The sequence below is a fragment of the Spirillospora sp. NPDC048824 genome (genome assembly GCF_043198455.1).
Classification (GTDB): domain Bacteria; phylum Actinomycetota; class Actinomycetes; order Streptosporangiales; family Streptosporangiaceae; genus Spirillospora.
In genome coordinates this window covers 43662-56836 of the sequence record NZ_JBICUS010000029.1, presented here as the reverse complement: position 1 = coordinate 56836, position 13175 = coordinate 43662, and the positions used below count along the sequence as shown (strand labels likewise).

The following is a 13175-nucleotide window of genomic DNA, read 5'->3' as shown; positions in this document are numbered from 1 at the left end:
CCGCTTAGTGCGTGAAACCACACTCACCCGAACACGTATCCACAGGTCAACAGGCTCAAGGTCTGACGACATCCAAGCGAGTGAGCCAAGTCAGGTGACCAGCGCGCCCATCATCGCCAGGCCGCGTCCGCCCTCGCTCAACAGGTCCGCCGACGCCGCGACCGGCAGCACGTCGCAGGAGTCGAAGACCTCCACGACCGTCCCCTTGTCGGCCTGAACGACCCGCACGGTCGCCGTCGCGCTTTCGGTGTGCCGCAGGACGTTCGTCAGCAGCTCCGACACCACGACCTTCGCCAGGTAGGTGTCCTGGTCCAGCCGTGCGAGCACCTCCTCTACCCAGTCCCTCACCACCTTGATCGACTCGGCCTGCACCGGGACGACGATCTCCGCGGGGCCCTGCATGAACGATCACCTCCGATTTCTCGTGACTCCCCGCACAGAATCCACTCCAGGGCGTAATGTGACCACGAAAGAACAACAACTCACGCACACCGGTCCCAGGTGGTGTGAGCCGGTTTCTAGGGGGTGTTCCAGTTGGCTGCACGCAGACCGACGCCTCAGACCATCGCCTTCGGCCAGGAAGTGGCCAGGCTTCGCGACGAGGCCGCCCTATCGCGCCTTGACCTCGCCGAACGCGCTGCCGTGAGCCGCAGCTACATAGCCCAGGTGGAGAACGGAACGACCCGCTGCAGGAGGGACTTCGCAGTAAGGCTGGACGAAGCCCTCGGCTCCGGCACCACGCTGACCGACGTGTGGGACGACATCCTCAAGTCCTCCGCCCACCCGAAGTTCTTCACCGACTACTCGGTGGCCGAGTCGTCCGCGGAGCTGCTGCGAATGTACGCAGAGACATTCGTCGTCGGACTACTGCAAACGGAAGAGTACGCCCGGGTCCTACTGCCCACGCGGCAGGCACTCGAAGGCCGTCTCAAGCGACAGCAGATCTTGGAGCGCGAGGCACCACCCAGAATCGTGGTGGTCCTGGCGGAAGTCACCCTGACGCGGCAGGTCGGTACCCCTGAAGTGATGTATCGCCAATGCGAGCACCTGCTTGAGGCATCGATGTGGGATCACGTGACCCTCCAGATCGCTCCGACGGCGTACTACCGGGGCGTCTCGGGAACCTTCAGCATCGCCACCCAGCCGACCGGCGAGGAACTGCTCTATCAGGAGATGTCGACCGGAGGCGTCACATCTCAGGAAGCGAGCGATATCTTGCACTGCGTCGGCGCGTTCGCAGAGATGCAGGCGCGATGTCTCAGCGTCAGCGACTCCCGCGACTTCATTCGAAAGGCGATGAACCAGTGGACGATGTGACATGGCGCAAGTCACGGCGGAGCAACGACCAGGGCGGCGAGTGCGTGGAGGTTGCCGTACTGGCCGAGGTTGTGGGCGTGCGGGACTCCAAGGACCCGGACGGGCCGAAGCTCCTCCTCGCCCCCGGTTCATTTCGCGCGCTCTTGACCGACTTGAAGCGGCAGTAGTCTTCCGACCCCCCGCAGAGCTCCGGCCGGGTCGCCGGAGCTCTGCGACGCGAATGGGCGGTGCACTGCGGGCGAGTGCCTGAGACCCCGGGTTCCCATGGGGGGTCAGAGTTTGACGGGGTCTGGGGCGGCCGGTCGGTCCTGGCTCTCGTTCGCCGCCGGGCGGCCCGGGATCAGCGCGAGGGCCAGCAGGCCCGCCACCAGCGCGATTCCCGCGGCGGTCAGCATGCCGATCCGGTAGCCCTCGGTGAGCGCGGCGGCCATGACGTGCTCACCGCCCTCGATGACATGGGTCGTACGGGCGGTGGCGATCGCGACGACGACCGCCAGGCCGAGTGAGCCGCCGAACTGCTGGGCGGTGTTGAACAGGCCGGACGCGAGGCCGGACTGCTCCGGGCGGGTGCCCGACGTCGCCCCGACGGTGGTGGTGACGAACGCTAGGCCGCCGCCGACACCGATCACGATGGACGGGCCGAGGACGTCCACCAGGAAGCTCCCGTCGACCGACATGCGGGACAACCAGGCCAGCCCGGCGGCGGTCACCACCAGCCCGGCCGCCATCGCGGCCCTGACACCGATGCGGGTGATGAGGGCGGACGCCGCCCCGGCGGTCACCGCGATCGTCAGCGCGAGCGGCAGCGCGGCCAGCCCGGCCTTGACCGGGCCGTAGTCCAGCACCTGCTGCATGTAGAACGTCATGTAGAAGAACATCGGGAACATCGCCATGGTGCTCAGCAGGGCGACGATGTTGGCGCCGCGCAGCCCCCGCAGGCGGAAGATCTGCAGCGGGACGAGCGGGTGCGCGGCACGCGCCTCGATGACGAAGAAGAGCGCGATCAGCAGCAGCGACAGCGCTCCCAGGCCGAGGGTCTGGGCGGAGTCCCAGCCGGCGTTGTTGGCGTCGACGAGCGTGTAGACGAGCAACGCCAGCCCGCCGGTGGCCGTCACCGCGCCGGCCAGGTCGAAGCCGCGGGCGCCGGGGTCCTTCGCCTCGGGCAGCAGCAGGGGCGACAGCGCGATCGCCAGGATGCCGATCGGCACGTTGACGTACAGCGTGGACTCCCAGCCGAGCCATTCGGTCAGGCCACCGCCGAGGATCGACCCGGCCGCGCCGCCCGCCCCGGCCACCGCGCCGACGACGCCCATGGCCCTGTAGCGCTCGGGCCCCGCCGGGAACAGGGTCATGATCAGCGACAGTGCGGCCGGGGCGACGATCGCGGCGCCGACGCCCTGGACGGCGCGGGCCGCGACCAGCATCTCCGCGTTCACCGACAGCGCCCCGACGAGGGAGGTCGCGGCGAACAGGGTCATGCCGGCCATGAACATGAGGCGCCGGCCGGCCAGGTCGGCGGCCCGCCCGCCGAGGAGCAGCAGGCCGCCGAACGTCAGCGTGTAGGCGTTGGCGACCCAGGAGAGGTCCTCGGGCGCGAACTCCAGGTCCGTCCCGATGGACGGCAGGGCGACGCCGACGATGGACGCGTCGAGCACGAGCACGAACTGGGTGGCGGCGAGGAGTGCGAGCGCGAGCCCTCGACGCCGGGATGCCTGTGTCATCTTCTGCCTAACTGGGATCCGGTGAGTCGCCGCTATGACGGGCAGCGGCGGACAGAAGTGACGCTAAGGGAAAACTCGATCTCGTCAGCTTTCCGTCAAACGCGCACGTCAAGACCCGGAATGTCAGGCGGTACGGGATGTCAGGCGGGGGCTCTCCGGGCGTCGGCCGCTCCCGGTGTGAGGTAGGCCACCGGGCGGGCGCACCTTCTAGGAGCCCGCCGCGCGGATGTACGCGCCGGCCTGCGCGATCGCGGCGGCCGCTTCGGGCAGGAACGACCAGTCGTCCGCCCCTTCGAATCCGGCAATGTCCTCCTCTGCCATCGCTCGGCCCCCTGACCCTCACGACCGGTCCCGGGCCGGGAAGGCCTCGGCCCGCGGACGAGAGGCGCGCTGGGCGCTGGACGGGCCGCTGGTAGGATCTCGGGCGGTGCGTGGGCGGTCGGAGTGATGTAGCCAGGATCCCCGCCCCCGGCGTGAAGCGGCCGACATCCATCGCCGTTCGCCCGCAGGTCCACAGTTAGGTTCCCGTGTTGCTCTCCCCGTTCGCCGACCGTCTTCCGAGGGTCGGGGCCGCCGTGGCGGTGCTCAGGGGCCACTGGTTGTTCTCGGTGGTGCTGCTTGCGGGTGTCGTGCTCCGGGTGATCGTGATGCTGGGGTTCCGGGGGACGCTGTGGTTCAACGACAGCTACGACTTCCTGGCGATCGCGAACGACCCGTTCCCGCATCCGCTGCGCCCGTCCGGATACGGGATCTTCCTGTGGACGTTGAAGCCGTTCCACAGCCTGGCGCTGGTGACGGCGCTGCATCACGCGGCGATCGTCGGGGTGGCGGTGGTCGGCTACCGGATGCTCGTCCGCGACTTCGAGGTGCGGCGGACGTGGGCGGCGCTGGCGGTCACGCCGGTCCTGCTCGACTCCTTCCAGATCGAGCTTGAGCATCTGCTGCTGTCGGACACCCTGTTCACCGTCCTGGTGTTCGGGGCGATGCTGGCGCTGGCGAAGCCGGGCGCGACGGGGTGGCGGCGGGCGGCGCTGGTGGGGGCGCTGCTGGGGCTCGCGGCCGTCACGCGGACGGTGGGGGCGCCGCTGTTCCTGATCGTGGTGCTGTACCTGCTGGTCCGGCGGACGAGATGGCCTGCGTATGTGGCGCTCGCCGCGACGTTCGCGCTGCCGGCCGGCGCGTATGCGATGTGGTTCCAGCAGGAGCACGGCCGGTTCGCGATGACCGGCACGGACGGCATCTTCCTGTGGGGCCGCACGGCGGCGTTCGCGGACTGCGACGCGTTCACGCCGCCCCCGGATCTGGCGCGGCTGTGCCCGTACGGCGAGAAGGGCGACCGGCCCGCCTCGTCCCACCAGATCTGGAAGGAGAACTCGCCGGTCGGGTGGTCCAACGGTGAGGCGTTCGACGAGAAGACCAACCAGGATGCTCAGCGGTTCGCGCTGTGGGCGATCCGGAACCAGCCGGGCGACTATCTGGAGGTCGTGTCGTACGACTTCTTCGTCCGGACGTTCTCGTGGAACCGGAGCCGGTATCCGACGGTCGGCACCGAGGCCAGGTACCACTTCCCGACACGGCCCACCGCGCGGAAACCGGGGCTGCCCGTGCTCGGCGGCGCCGACCGGCGGTCGGTCGTGCACGAGTACTCGCACGGCACGGGACGCCTCCACATCGTGGAGCCGTACGCCGGGGTGATGCGCGGCTACCAGGAGCGTGCCCGTGTGCCCGGTACGGTGCTCGGGATCGTCCTGCTGGTCGGTGCGGCGGGGATCGTGTGGCGGCGGGCGCGCGCGCGGACCGCCCTGTTCTGGGTTTCCGGGGTGACACTGCTCGCCGTTCCGCCGGTCACGGTGGACTTCGACTACCGCTACATGCTGCCCGCCATGCCGTTCGCGTGCTTCGCCGCGGCGCTGGCGTGGGGCCGCCGCCGCGTCCCGGCCGACCCGTCCCGAGGGGCCGGCGAGGGAACGCCGGATGAGAGAGAGCCCGAGGCGCAGCCCAGCCGGGCCTGAGTTCGTCCTCTGATCAAGATGAGTAGGAACGCGGATGCCGCCGTGCCCGGTTCGTCTCGATCATGGACGTATGCGCCGACTCGCGATCGTTCTGGTCTCCGCCCTGCTGGCCGCCGGCTGCGGCGGGGTTCCGGGTGCCGGGACGGCCGAGGACCGGGCCGCCGATGACGCGCGGAAAGCCGCCGTGAAGATCTCCGAAAGGCTCTACAGCTCCCGGGTCCGGCCCGCGCAGGACGTGGCGCACCGTGCGGCGGACCTCCGGGGCGTCGAGGTCATGCGGGTGGCCGGCGCAACGACCGGCGAGGGGGACGGGGTGCGCGTGGTCGTCCGGGTCTCCGGCACCGCGGCGGCGCAGTGGCCGGACGCCCACGGGCCCGTCACCGTGAAGCGCTGCTTCGAGTTGCGGTTCGCGGCGGGCGCCGAATGGCACGAGGACGAGCCGCGCGGCGTGCGGTGCCCGGCGGGCGAGCCGCTCACCTTCGAGCCGTGGCCGCGGACGCCGGACATCCCCGCCGAGCGACTGGAGAAGGCGCTGCCCCGCGTTCCGGCCGGGGGAAGGGCGGACGAGGGGAAGGTCCGTGCGGCGGTCGCGTCCCTGCGGCTCGATCCGGCCGTACGCCGCGAGTTCACGACGGACGGCGACGTCGTAGGGGTGGTGTTGTCGGTCAAGCCGCACCTGTCGGACGCGCTCGACTGCGTCCTCGCCCGTGTCGCTCCCGGACGCACGAGTGTGTGGTCACCGCCGCGGATCCAGCGGATGCCCGGCGAGGGCGGCTGCGATGCCGGCAACGCCGTCCATCCGATGCCGCCGCCGCACTGACGCGTCCTGCCATGGTCTCGCCGCGTCACGGTGTGCCGAGGCGTGCGGCGGCGACCTTCTTCGGGACGACCATGCGCCACGCCTCCAGCACCAGTTCGCGCATCTCGGGCTCGTCGAGCGCCGCCGTCCAGGCGTGGACCCAGTTGAAACGCATGTCGGATTCGCGCGGGAGGTGGAACTTCGCGGGCTCCGACTCGATCAGTGCGGCGCGTTCCTCTTTGGGGAACGCGAAGCCCATCACGGCCTCGTCCTGCGAGAATGCGACGTAGACGATGGAGCCGACGCGGAACTTCACCTGGTCCCTGATCAGGTGCTCGGACGTGCGCGGAAGCGTCCGCGTGAGCGCCCGCACCTGCTCGACCGTGATCACGGTGTCCTCCTGTGGCCGTGTGATCTCCAGCAAAGCATCCCGAAACGCATGATCTTGATAGGTTTTCGTGGCGAAGGGGGCGGCCTTGAACGAACTGGTGCGCTGGCAGACCGAGAACGGGACCGTGGTCGTGGAGACCGACGACCGGGAACCGGGGTTCCAGTCGGTGTCCCGCGCGGGCGACATGATGCATGACGCGGCCGGCCGGTTCGAGGACGCGTTCCAGAGCGTCCGGGACGCGGCGGAGTCGGCGCTCGCGGCGCTGCGCGGCGGCGCCCTCGACCCCGACGCGGTCGAGCTGGAGTTCGGCGTGAAGCTCAACGCGGCGGCCGGGGCCGTCATCGCGAAGACCTCCGTCGAGGGGCATCTCAAGGTCAAGATGACCTGGGGGCGGCCACTGGCGGCGCCGCCGGAGGAACCGGAGGGGGCGTAGCCGCATCGTGGACGACTGGCAGTGGCGCGCCTGGGTCGGCCACCCGGCGGGCGGCAAGCTCGGAGCCGCGTTCCTCGTCACCGAGACGCGGCTGCTGACGTGCGCGCACACCGTCCACGGGCTTGCGGAGGCGCGGGTCGGGTTCCCCGGGCTGCTGGAGGATCTGCCCGCCACGGTCGTCCGGTGCGGCGACTGGCGGCGGGCGGGTGACATCGGCGATGTCGCGGTGCTCGAACTGCATGAGCCCGTCCCGTACGGCGCGGCTCCGCTCGCCGATCCGGGGAGCCTGCGCGAACGCACGCTGGGAGGACGGACGTTCAGCGTCACCGGGTTCCCCCGGCGTCCCGACCGGAACGAGCGGCACGCGGCCGTGACGACGTCCCCGCATCGCGGGATGCGGCGCGAATGGTGGGAGCTGAAGACGGCGCCGGGCGACTGGCTGGAGGAGGGCTACAGCGGGTCGGCCGTGTACGACGCGGCCACGGGCGAGGTCATCGGCATGGTGACGAACGCCGAACTCCGGCACGGTGACCGCGCGGACCTCGGCTGGATGCTCCCCATCTCCCACATCCGGACGTACTGGGAGGAGCTGGACGATCTGCTGCCGCTGCGGTGGACGACCCCGGCGGCGCGGCGCGACCTGCGGGAACTCCTGGACGGGGTGCGTTTCACCGATCCGCTCGCCGCCGATCTGGAACGCGTCGTCGGGCGGGCGGCACTCGGCGGGTTCGGGTCCGCGTGGGGTTCGGTCCGGTACGTCGCGGAGGGCTGGCCGGAGGAGCGGCTCGCCGGGTACCTCGCGGCGCTCGGACGGCATCTGCCCGAGCCTCGGCGGCGGCTGCTCGCGGCCTGGTCCGCGCGGCACCTGCCGGGCGCCGCCCCCGCCGCCGCACCGCGTTCCGGGCCCGCGTCGGTGATCGTCCGGCTGGAGCGGGTGACGTTCGACAACGCCTTCGACGTCACCGTGCACACCTGGATCGACGGTGCCGAAGGGCCGTCGCAGAAGACCGAGCGCGTCACCGAGCGGCGGGTCCGGGCGGTGGTGGAGGCGGGCGTGGCCGGGCTGGCGCCCGCGCTGTTCGGCCGCGACTGGATGATCGAGTTCGCGGTGCCGGAGAGCTGGCTCGGCAAGCCGTTCGAGCAGTGGTACGTCGACCCCCGCAACAAGATCCCGATGCGCCGGTACCCGGTGGTCGTCCGGGACGTGGAGCGGCTCCGTCCCGACTCGATCCGCCGCGACCAGGCCCACCACCGGTGGCGGCTGCTGAACGAGCGCGGACGCAGCGACCCGCGCCCGATCGCCTGCGACGCGCCGCGCAAGGGCAGCGACTTCCAGGACTGGCTGGAGGCCCACGTCGACTTCTGCGTGCTCGTCTACGGGTCGCGTCCGGTGAAGAGCTGGCTGACGGCCGCGCTCAACAACGGCATCCCCGTCATGCTGTGGACGCGGACCCCGTGCGACGCCCCCGCCCACGGCGACTGCCGCGGGCACCGCGTCCTCGACGAGCTGACCGCCGCCGTCGGCGACAGGCATCCGGGTGAGCTTCCGCAGGTCGCGCTCGCCCTCCGCAAGGAGGCGCTCGTCGCCCCCAAGAACACGCCGCACTGCGGACGTGACCTGACGCTGCTGTGGGACGATCCGTCCCGGCTGCCCGACCCCCCGCTCGCCATGGAGGTATAGGTGCCCGACTGGCTGCTCTACACAGGGAGCCGACTCCCGCACGACGGCATCGACAGGCTCCCGCCCCCGCCGCCCTGGCGCGCGTTCGACGGCGAGCCCGTGCGGCCCGTCCCGGACGGCGGTTCAGGCAACGCGCACCAGGCGACCACGTACCGTCCGTCGGACGATGCCGTGCAGCAGGTCAACGCCGCCTTGTATCTGCGTCGTCCCCTGCTGGTGACGGGGCCGCCGGGCACCGGGAAATCCACCTTGGCCTATGCGGTGGCCCATGAACTGGGGCTCGGACCCGTCCTGCACTGGCCCATCACCAGCCGGACGACCCTGCGCGACGGCCTCTACCAGTACGACCCGCTGACCCGCCTCTACGCCGCCGGGCGGGACGACGCTCCGAGGGACGACGACATCGGCCGCTACATCCGGCTCGGCCCGCTGGGGACCGCGCTGCTCCCCTATGGCCGTCCCCGCGTCCTGCTCGTGGACGAGATCGACAAAAGCGACATCGATCTGCCCAACGACCTTCTCACCATCTTCGAGAAGGGCGAGTACGAGATCCCGGAGCTGAGCCGCCGCGCCGACCCGACCGCCGAGGTCATGACCGCCGACGGACCGTCCTCCAGCCCCCACCCACCGCCATCCAAAGGACGAGCTCCGCTCGACGGACCGTCCTCCAGCCCCCACCCACCGCCATCCAAAGGACGAGCTCCGCTCGACCGGCCCGGCGCCCGCGTCACCGTCACCGCCGGGACCGTCCGCTGCCACGCGTTCCCCCTGGTCGTGATGACCAGCAACGGCGAACGCGAGTTCCCGCCCGCGTTCCTGCGGCGCTGCGTCACCGTCGAGCTGCGGCAGCCCTCGGGGGACGCCGAACTGTCCGCGATCGTCCGCGAGCACCTGGGGCCGCTCGCCGACCAGAGCGACGACCTCGTCCGCCGCTTCCTCGAACGCTCCACGGCCGGCACCCTCGCCACCGACCAGCTCCTCAACGCCGTCTACCTGTGCCGCCACGCCGACACCGAGGACCGCCGGGCCCTCGCCGACCGCATCATGCCGTACCTGACCGGACCCATCGATGACGATTGACCGGTTCCGGGACGTCCTGGAGGCGGCCGGGCCGCCGCCGGACGCCCGGGAACTGAGCGAGATGCTGTGGCTCGCCTGCCACATCTCTCCTCCCGGGCAGGACGCGCCTCCCGACCCGCCGGTTCCGCCTCCGCAGATCTCCGAAGAACCCGCGAACACCCCCGGCCTGGCGGTTCCGCCCGCCCGGACGCCTCCGCCCCCGCCGCCGCTTCCACCCGAACCGGTCACCGCACTGCATCCCCGCCCCGCCGCCGGGGACGAGCCCGCCGGCGAAGCCGAAGAGGTCCTCGTGCCCACGGCGCCGATGCTGGCCGACCCTCTCGGCGTGCAGCGGGCGCTGCGGCCGCTGAAGCGCCGCGTCCCGTCCAGGCACCGCGCCGAACTGGACGAGGAGGCCACCGCCGCCCGCATCGCCGACACCCGCATGTGGACGCCCGTCCTCGTGCCGTCCCCCGAACGCTGGCTCAGCCTCAGCCTGGTCGTCGACACCGGCCCGACCATGCGGCTCTGGCGTCCCCTCGCCCGCGAGCTGGCGGAGACGCTCCTGCGCCAGGGCGCCTTCCAGAACGTCCACGTCAGCTACCTCGGCACCACGGGGGGCATCACCTCCACCCCGGACGCCCCACTCCAAGACCCCGGCACGCTCCTGGACGGGTCCGGCCGCCAGGCCGTGCTCATCCTCAGCGACTGCTCCGGCCCGCACTGGTGGGACGGACGCGCCGGCCAGGCCGTCCGCCGCTGGGCGCGGTCCCGGCCGGCCGCGATCCTCCAGCCCCTCGCCGAGCGCCTCTGGCGGCGCACCGCCGCACCGGCCTCGCCGGGCTTCGCCGCCCTGCCCCGCCCCGGCGCCCCGAACAGCGACCTGCGCTTCACCCCGTACGACGGCGGCGCGGCGCCCGGCGTGCCCGTCCCGGTCCTGGAGGTGGCGCCCCGCTGGTTCGGCGCATGGGCCCGGCTGGTCGCCGGCTCGGACCCGCAACCGGCCGCCATCACGAGCCTGCCGTCCCGCCCCTCCGGGCCGGCCCCGCTGCACCGCGAACGCGAACTGCCGATCGCCGAACGCGTCAGCCGGTTCCTCGCCACGGCCTCCCCGGACGCCGCCGAACTCGCCGCCCACGTCGCCGTGTCCGTCCCGTCCCTGCCCGTGATGCGCCTCATCCAGCACCGGATACTCGGCGGCTCAGGGCCCGGGCAGCTCGCCGAAGTGCTGCTGAGCGGCCTCCTGCGTCCCGCCGGGGGCGCGCGCTACGAGTTCGTCCCCGGCGCCCGCGACGCCCTCCTCGACACCCTCCCGCGACCCGAGGCGCTGCACACCCGCCACGTCCTCGAAGCCGTCTCCGCCGAGATCGAACGCCGCGCCGGCACGTCCGCCGAGATCTTCCGCGCCCTCGTGCCCGCCGAGGGCGGCCCGGTCATCCTCACCGCCGACACCGACCACTTCGCCGTCGTCACCCCCGAAACCCGCTCCCACCTCGCCGCGACCCCGCCGGCGCCCCCCGCGGCCCCGGAACTGCTGGACATCCAGGACGCCCCGGTCGGCGAACTGATCGGCGAGGACTGGGATCGCCCGCCTCACCCCACTCCCATCGGCGTGGACGAGAACGCGGACACCGTGTGGCTCGACATCCTGCGCAGCGGCCGGTTCGGGCCGCACGGCATGATCACCGGCCCGCGACGCGACCGCGACGCGCTACTGCGGACGATCGTGTTCGGCCTCGCCATCAGGCACTCCCCGAACGTCGTCACCTTCGCGTTCGCCGACTTCTCCGGGGGTGCGTCCTTCGTCGGCCTGGGGAACCTCCCCCATGTCGCGACCGCCGTCCACACCACATCGGCGGAGTCACCGGTGATCAGCCGGCTTCCGGACGTCCTCGAAACCGAACGCAGGCGCCGCGAAGCCGTCCTCCGAGAGGCCGGGACCCCGAGGTGGGACGACTATCAGGCGGCCATCGCCGAGGGACGGCCACTCGATCCGCTGCCCGCCCTGATCGTGATCGTCGACAACACGGGTCCGCTCCTGGAGGCCCGCCCCGACCTGATCGAACGGTTCATGGCCCTCTGCGAAGAGCGCCCGGCCCAGGGGATCCGGTTCGTCTTCTGCTCACCGGAAGAGGTGGCCTTCCTCACCGACCTCGTGGCCTGGCAGATAGAAATCCCCGGTGGAACGGGCTCCGCGTCGCTCCAGGTCTATGGCGAGAGCAGTCATCCGACCTTCCGCCCCGCGCACATATCGCTCGACGTCAGCGACCCCATCGTGGAGGCGATGCGCGAGAGCGTGCCGCGAACGCGCCGACTCCCATGGCCGGACGAAGCGGAACCGTCCCCGGCACCCGACGCGCCGTCCCTCCCTGCAACCTCGGCCCCGCCTCCGGCCATCCCCCAGGACGACGTCCTCGAGTTGAACGGCGGCGGATCCCTCGGATCGTGGGCGCTTCCGGCATCCACACCGCGCAATCCCGCCATCGGTCTCGATTCAGAGGGGAACCCCGTCTCCCTGTATCCGCTCGATCTAACGGCCGGAATCCCGCACGGCCTGATCGTGGGAGACACCAGCGCACGCCAGCACGTCCTGCGGGTCATCGCCCTTGCCCTCGCCACCGCCCACTCACCCTCGGACCTCACCTTCGCCGTCGCGGGGCTCGGCGAGCACCCTTTCCGCGAACCCCTCGCTCTCCCACACGTCCGCTATTCGGACGACGAACTGCTCGGATCTCCACAGAGGCTCCAGCGGTTCACCGAGTTCCTGTCGGACGAACTCCGCTCCCGGGCCGAGGCGCCGTCCCCGGGAGACCTGCCGCGCCTGGTCGTGGTGGCCGACGTGTCGCTGACGTTCCCGTCCAGCAGACCAGTGGTGGCCGAGAGGCTGCTCTCGCTGGCGCAACGCGGCAGAGCCCTCGGCGTCCAGCTCCAGCTGTCCTCGTCCACCGTCGAGGGCACCACCATCTGGGACCGCTTCCTGCCCCTGCTCGGCTGGCGCATCGCGGCGGGCCGGATGCCGCCCTCGCTCCAGCGCGTCCTCGGGCGGGCGAGCCTCCCCTTCCCCGACGAACGGACCGCCTACCTTCTCGCGGGCGGCGGCACCCCCCGCCGATTCACGGCGGCACCGGAACCTCCCGGACCGGTCCTCAAGAACTTCATCATCCGCACCAACCACCACCACGCGGACCAACTGCTCCCCGACCTCCTCATGACCGACCCTCACACGGAGGACGAGGGCGTCATGGACGTGCTCCGGCGGCTCTGCGTCTCGGAGATCGCGGCCAGGCCGTCGGGCGAGTGGCGATCCCGTCACATTGTGTACGCAGGGACGGACGAGCCACGGATCGCCAGACTGGCGACGTTGTACGGGCGGATGCTCGCCGGCCTGGGCGCCTTGTCGCACGGCAGTGTGCGGGAGGCCACCGCCGACTGGTTGGGCCGGGTCGCCGGTGAGCCGGGCACGACGATGGCCGACCTCTTCAGGGAAAGCCGTGGCGGAGTGCTCCTTCTCCGCATGGGCCGGACTCCCGAGGACGCACAGGCCGGAGAAGCGACCGGCGGGCTCTTCCCGGAGGAACTGCGGTCGCTGACGCTGGAACACGGTGAGGACCTGGTCGTCGTCCTCTGCGCGGACGCCGGGCAGATGATCGGCCTCCGCAGATTCGACCCCACCTTCACGGACCGGTTCCGCAGGTTCACCGAGTTCCGGCCGCCGGAGCCGTCCTGAGCCGTGCCCGGCACCGTGACCCCCGCGCACGAGGG

Annotated in this window: 11 protein-coding genes; 8 read left to right on the top strand and 3 right to left on the bottom strand. The window is 71.4% G+C overall.

Translation table 11 applies throughout. The annotated features are described in order from the left end of the window. Nucleotides 1-90: 90 nt before the first annotated feature. Nucleotides 91-402, bottom strand: a complete 312-nt coding sequence (locus tag ACGFIS_RS35175) for an ATP-binding protein (RefSeq protein WP_392973795.1) — start codon at nt 400-402, stop codon at nt 91-93. Between the two features lie 132 nt (nt 403-534). On the opposite strand from ACGFIS_RS35175, the gene ACGFIS_RS35170 reads away from it, so the two are divergent. Then, nucleotides 535-1317 carry a helix-turn-helix domain-containing protein gene (locus ACGFIS_RS35170; RefSeq protein ID WP_392973794.1) on the top strand — a complete coding sequence of 261 codons (783 nt, stop codon included), beginning with the start codon at nt 535-537 and terminating at the stop codon, nt 1315-1317. Then, on the top strand, nt 1254-1484 hold the full coding sequence (locus ACGFIS_RS35165; protein ID WP_392973793.1) for a DUF397 domain-containing protein: 231 nt from the start codon (nt 1254-1256) through the stop codon (nt 1482-1484). The genes ACGFIS_RS35170 and ACGFIS_RS35165 overlap by 64 nt, the downstream gene beginning before the upstream one ends. Nucleotides 1485-1589: 105 nt before the next feature. Here ACGFIS_RS35165 and ACGFIS_RS35160 read toward each other — a convergent pair whose 3' ends face one another. Beyond that, nucleotides 1590-3038 (bottom strand): MFS transporter, encoded by a 1449-nt coding sequence (locus ACGFIS_RS35160; RefSeq protein WP_392910975.1) that lies wholly within the window; start codon nt 3036-3038, stop codon nt 1590-1592. A gap of 527 nt (nt 3039-3565) precedes the next feature. Here ACGFIS_RS35160 and ACGFIS_RS35155 point away from each other — a divergent pair. Both ACGFIS_RS35155 and ACGFIS_RS35150 read left to right on the top strand, forming a co-directional pair. Continuing rightward, nucleotides 3566-5050, top strand: coding sequence for a hypothetical protein (locus ACGFIS_RS35155; RefSeq protein ID WP_392973792.1), 1485 nt, complete (start codon nt 3566-3568; stop codon nt 5048-5050). Nucleotides 5051-5120: 70 nt separating this feature from the next. After that, a complete protein-coding gene (locus ACGFIS_RS35150) occupies nt 5121-5870 on the top strand; it encodes a hypothetical protein (protein ID WP_392973791.1) in 750 nt (249 codons plus the stop codon). A 25-nt stretch (nt 5871-5895) separates the two neighbouring features. Here ACGFIS_RS35150 and ACGFIS_RS35145 read toward each other — a convergent pair whose 3' ends face one another. Further along, nucleotides 5896-6240: an MmcQ/YjbR family DNA-binding protein gene (locus tag ACGFIS_RS35145; protein ID WP_392973790.1), complete on the bottom strand. Its 345-nt coding sequence runs from the start codon at nt 6238-6240 to the stop codon at nt 5896-5898. A gap of 85 nt (nt 6241-6325) precedes the next feature. On the opposite strand from ACGFIS_RS35145, the gene ACGFIS_RS35140 reads away from it, so the two are divergent. Genes ACGFIS_RS35140 through ACGFIS_RS35125 form a run of 4 tightly spaced genes read left to right on the top strand, consistent with a single transcriptional unit; the run spans nt 6326 to nt 13140 of the window. Then, the gene (locus tag ACGFIS_RS35140; protein WP_392973789.1) at nt 6326-6673 is read left to right on the top strand and encodes a CU044_2847 family protein; all 348 of its coding nucleotides are present in this window, start codon (nt 6326-6328) and stop codon (nt 6671-6673) included. A 7-nt stretch (nt 6674-6680) separates the two neighbouring features. After that, nucleotides 6681-8354, top strand: coding sequence for a trypsin-like peptidase domain-containing protein (locus tag ACGFIS_RS35135; RefSeq protein WP_392973788.1), 1674 nt, complete (start codon nt 6681-6683; stop codon nt 8352-8354). Beyond that, nucleotides 8355-9434: an AAA family ATPase gene (locus ACGFIS_RS35130; RefSeq protein WP_392973787.1), complete on the top strand. Its 1080-nt coding sequence runs from the start codon at nt 8355-8357 to the stop codon at nt 9432-9434. Then, nucleotides 9424-13140: an SAV_2336 N-terminal domain-related protein gene (locus ACGFIS_RS35125; RefSeq protein ID WP_392973786.1), complete on the top strand. Its 3717-nt coding sequence runs from the start codon at nt 9424-9426 to the stop codon at nt 13138-13140. Before ACGFIS_RS35130 ends, ACGFIS_RS35125 begins: the two co-directional genes overlap by 11 nt. Nucleotides 13141-13175: the final 35 nt, after the last annotated feature.

Excerpts from the sequence above, each read along its gene's own strand:
- ACGFIS_RS35175 (WP_392973795.1), bottom strand. The coding sequence starts at position 402 with ATGCAGGGCCCCGCGGAGATCGTCGTCCCGGTGCAGGCCGAGTCGATC.
- ACGFIS_RS35165 (WP_392973793.1), top strand. The coding sequence starts at position 1,254 with ATGTCTCAGCGTCAGCGACTCCCGCGACTTCATTCGAAAGGCGATGAA.
- ACGFIS_RS35160 (WP_392910975.1), bottom strand. The coding sequence starts at position 3,038 with ATGACACAGGCATCCCGGCGTCGAGGGCTCGCGCTCGCACTCCTCGCC.
- ACGFIS_RS35150 (WP_392973791.1), top strand. The coding sequence starts at position 5,121 with ATGCGCCGACTCGCGATCGTTCTGGTCTCCGCCCTGCTGGCCGCCGGC.
- ACGFIS_RS35125 (WP_392973786.1), top strand. The coding sequence starts at position 9,424 with ATGACGATTGACCGGTTCCGGGACGTCCTGGAGGCGGCCGGGCCGCCG.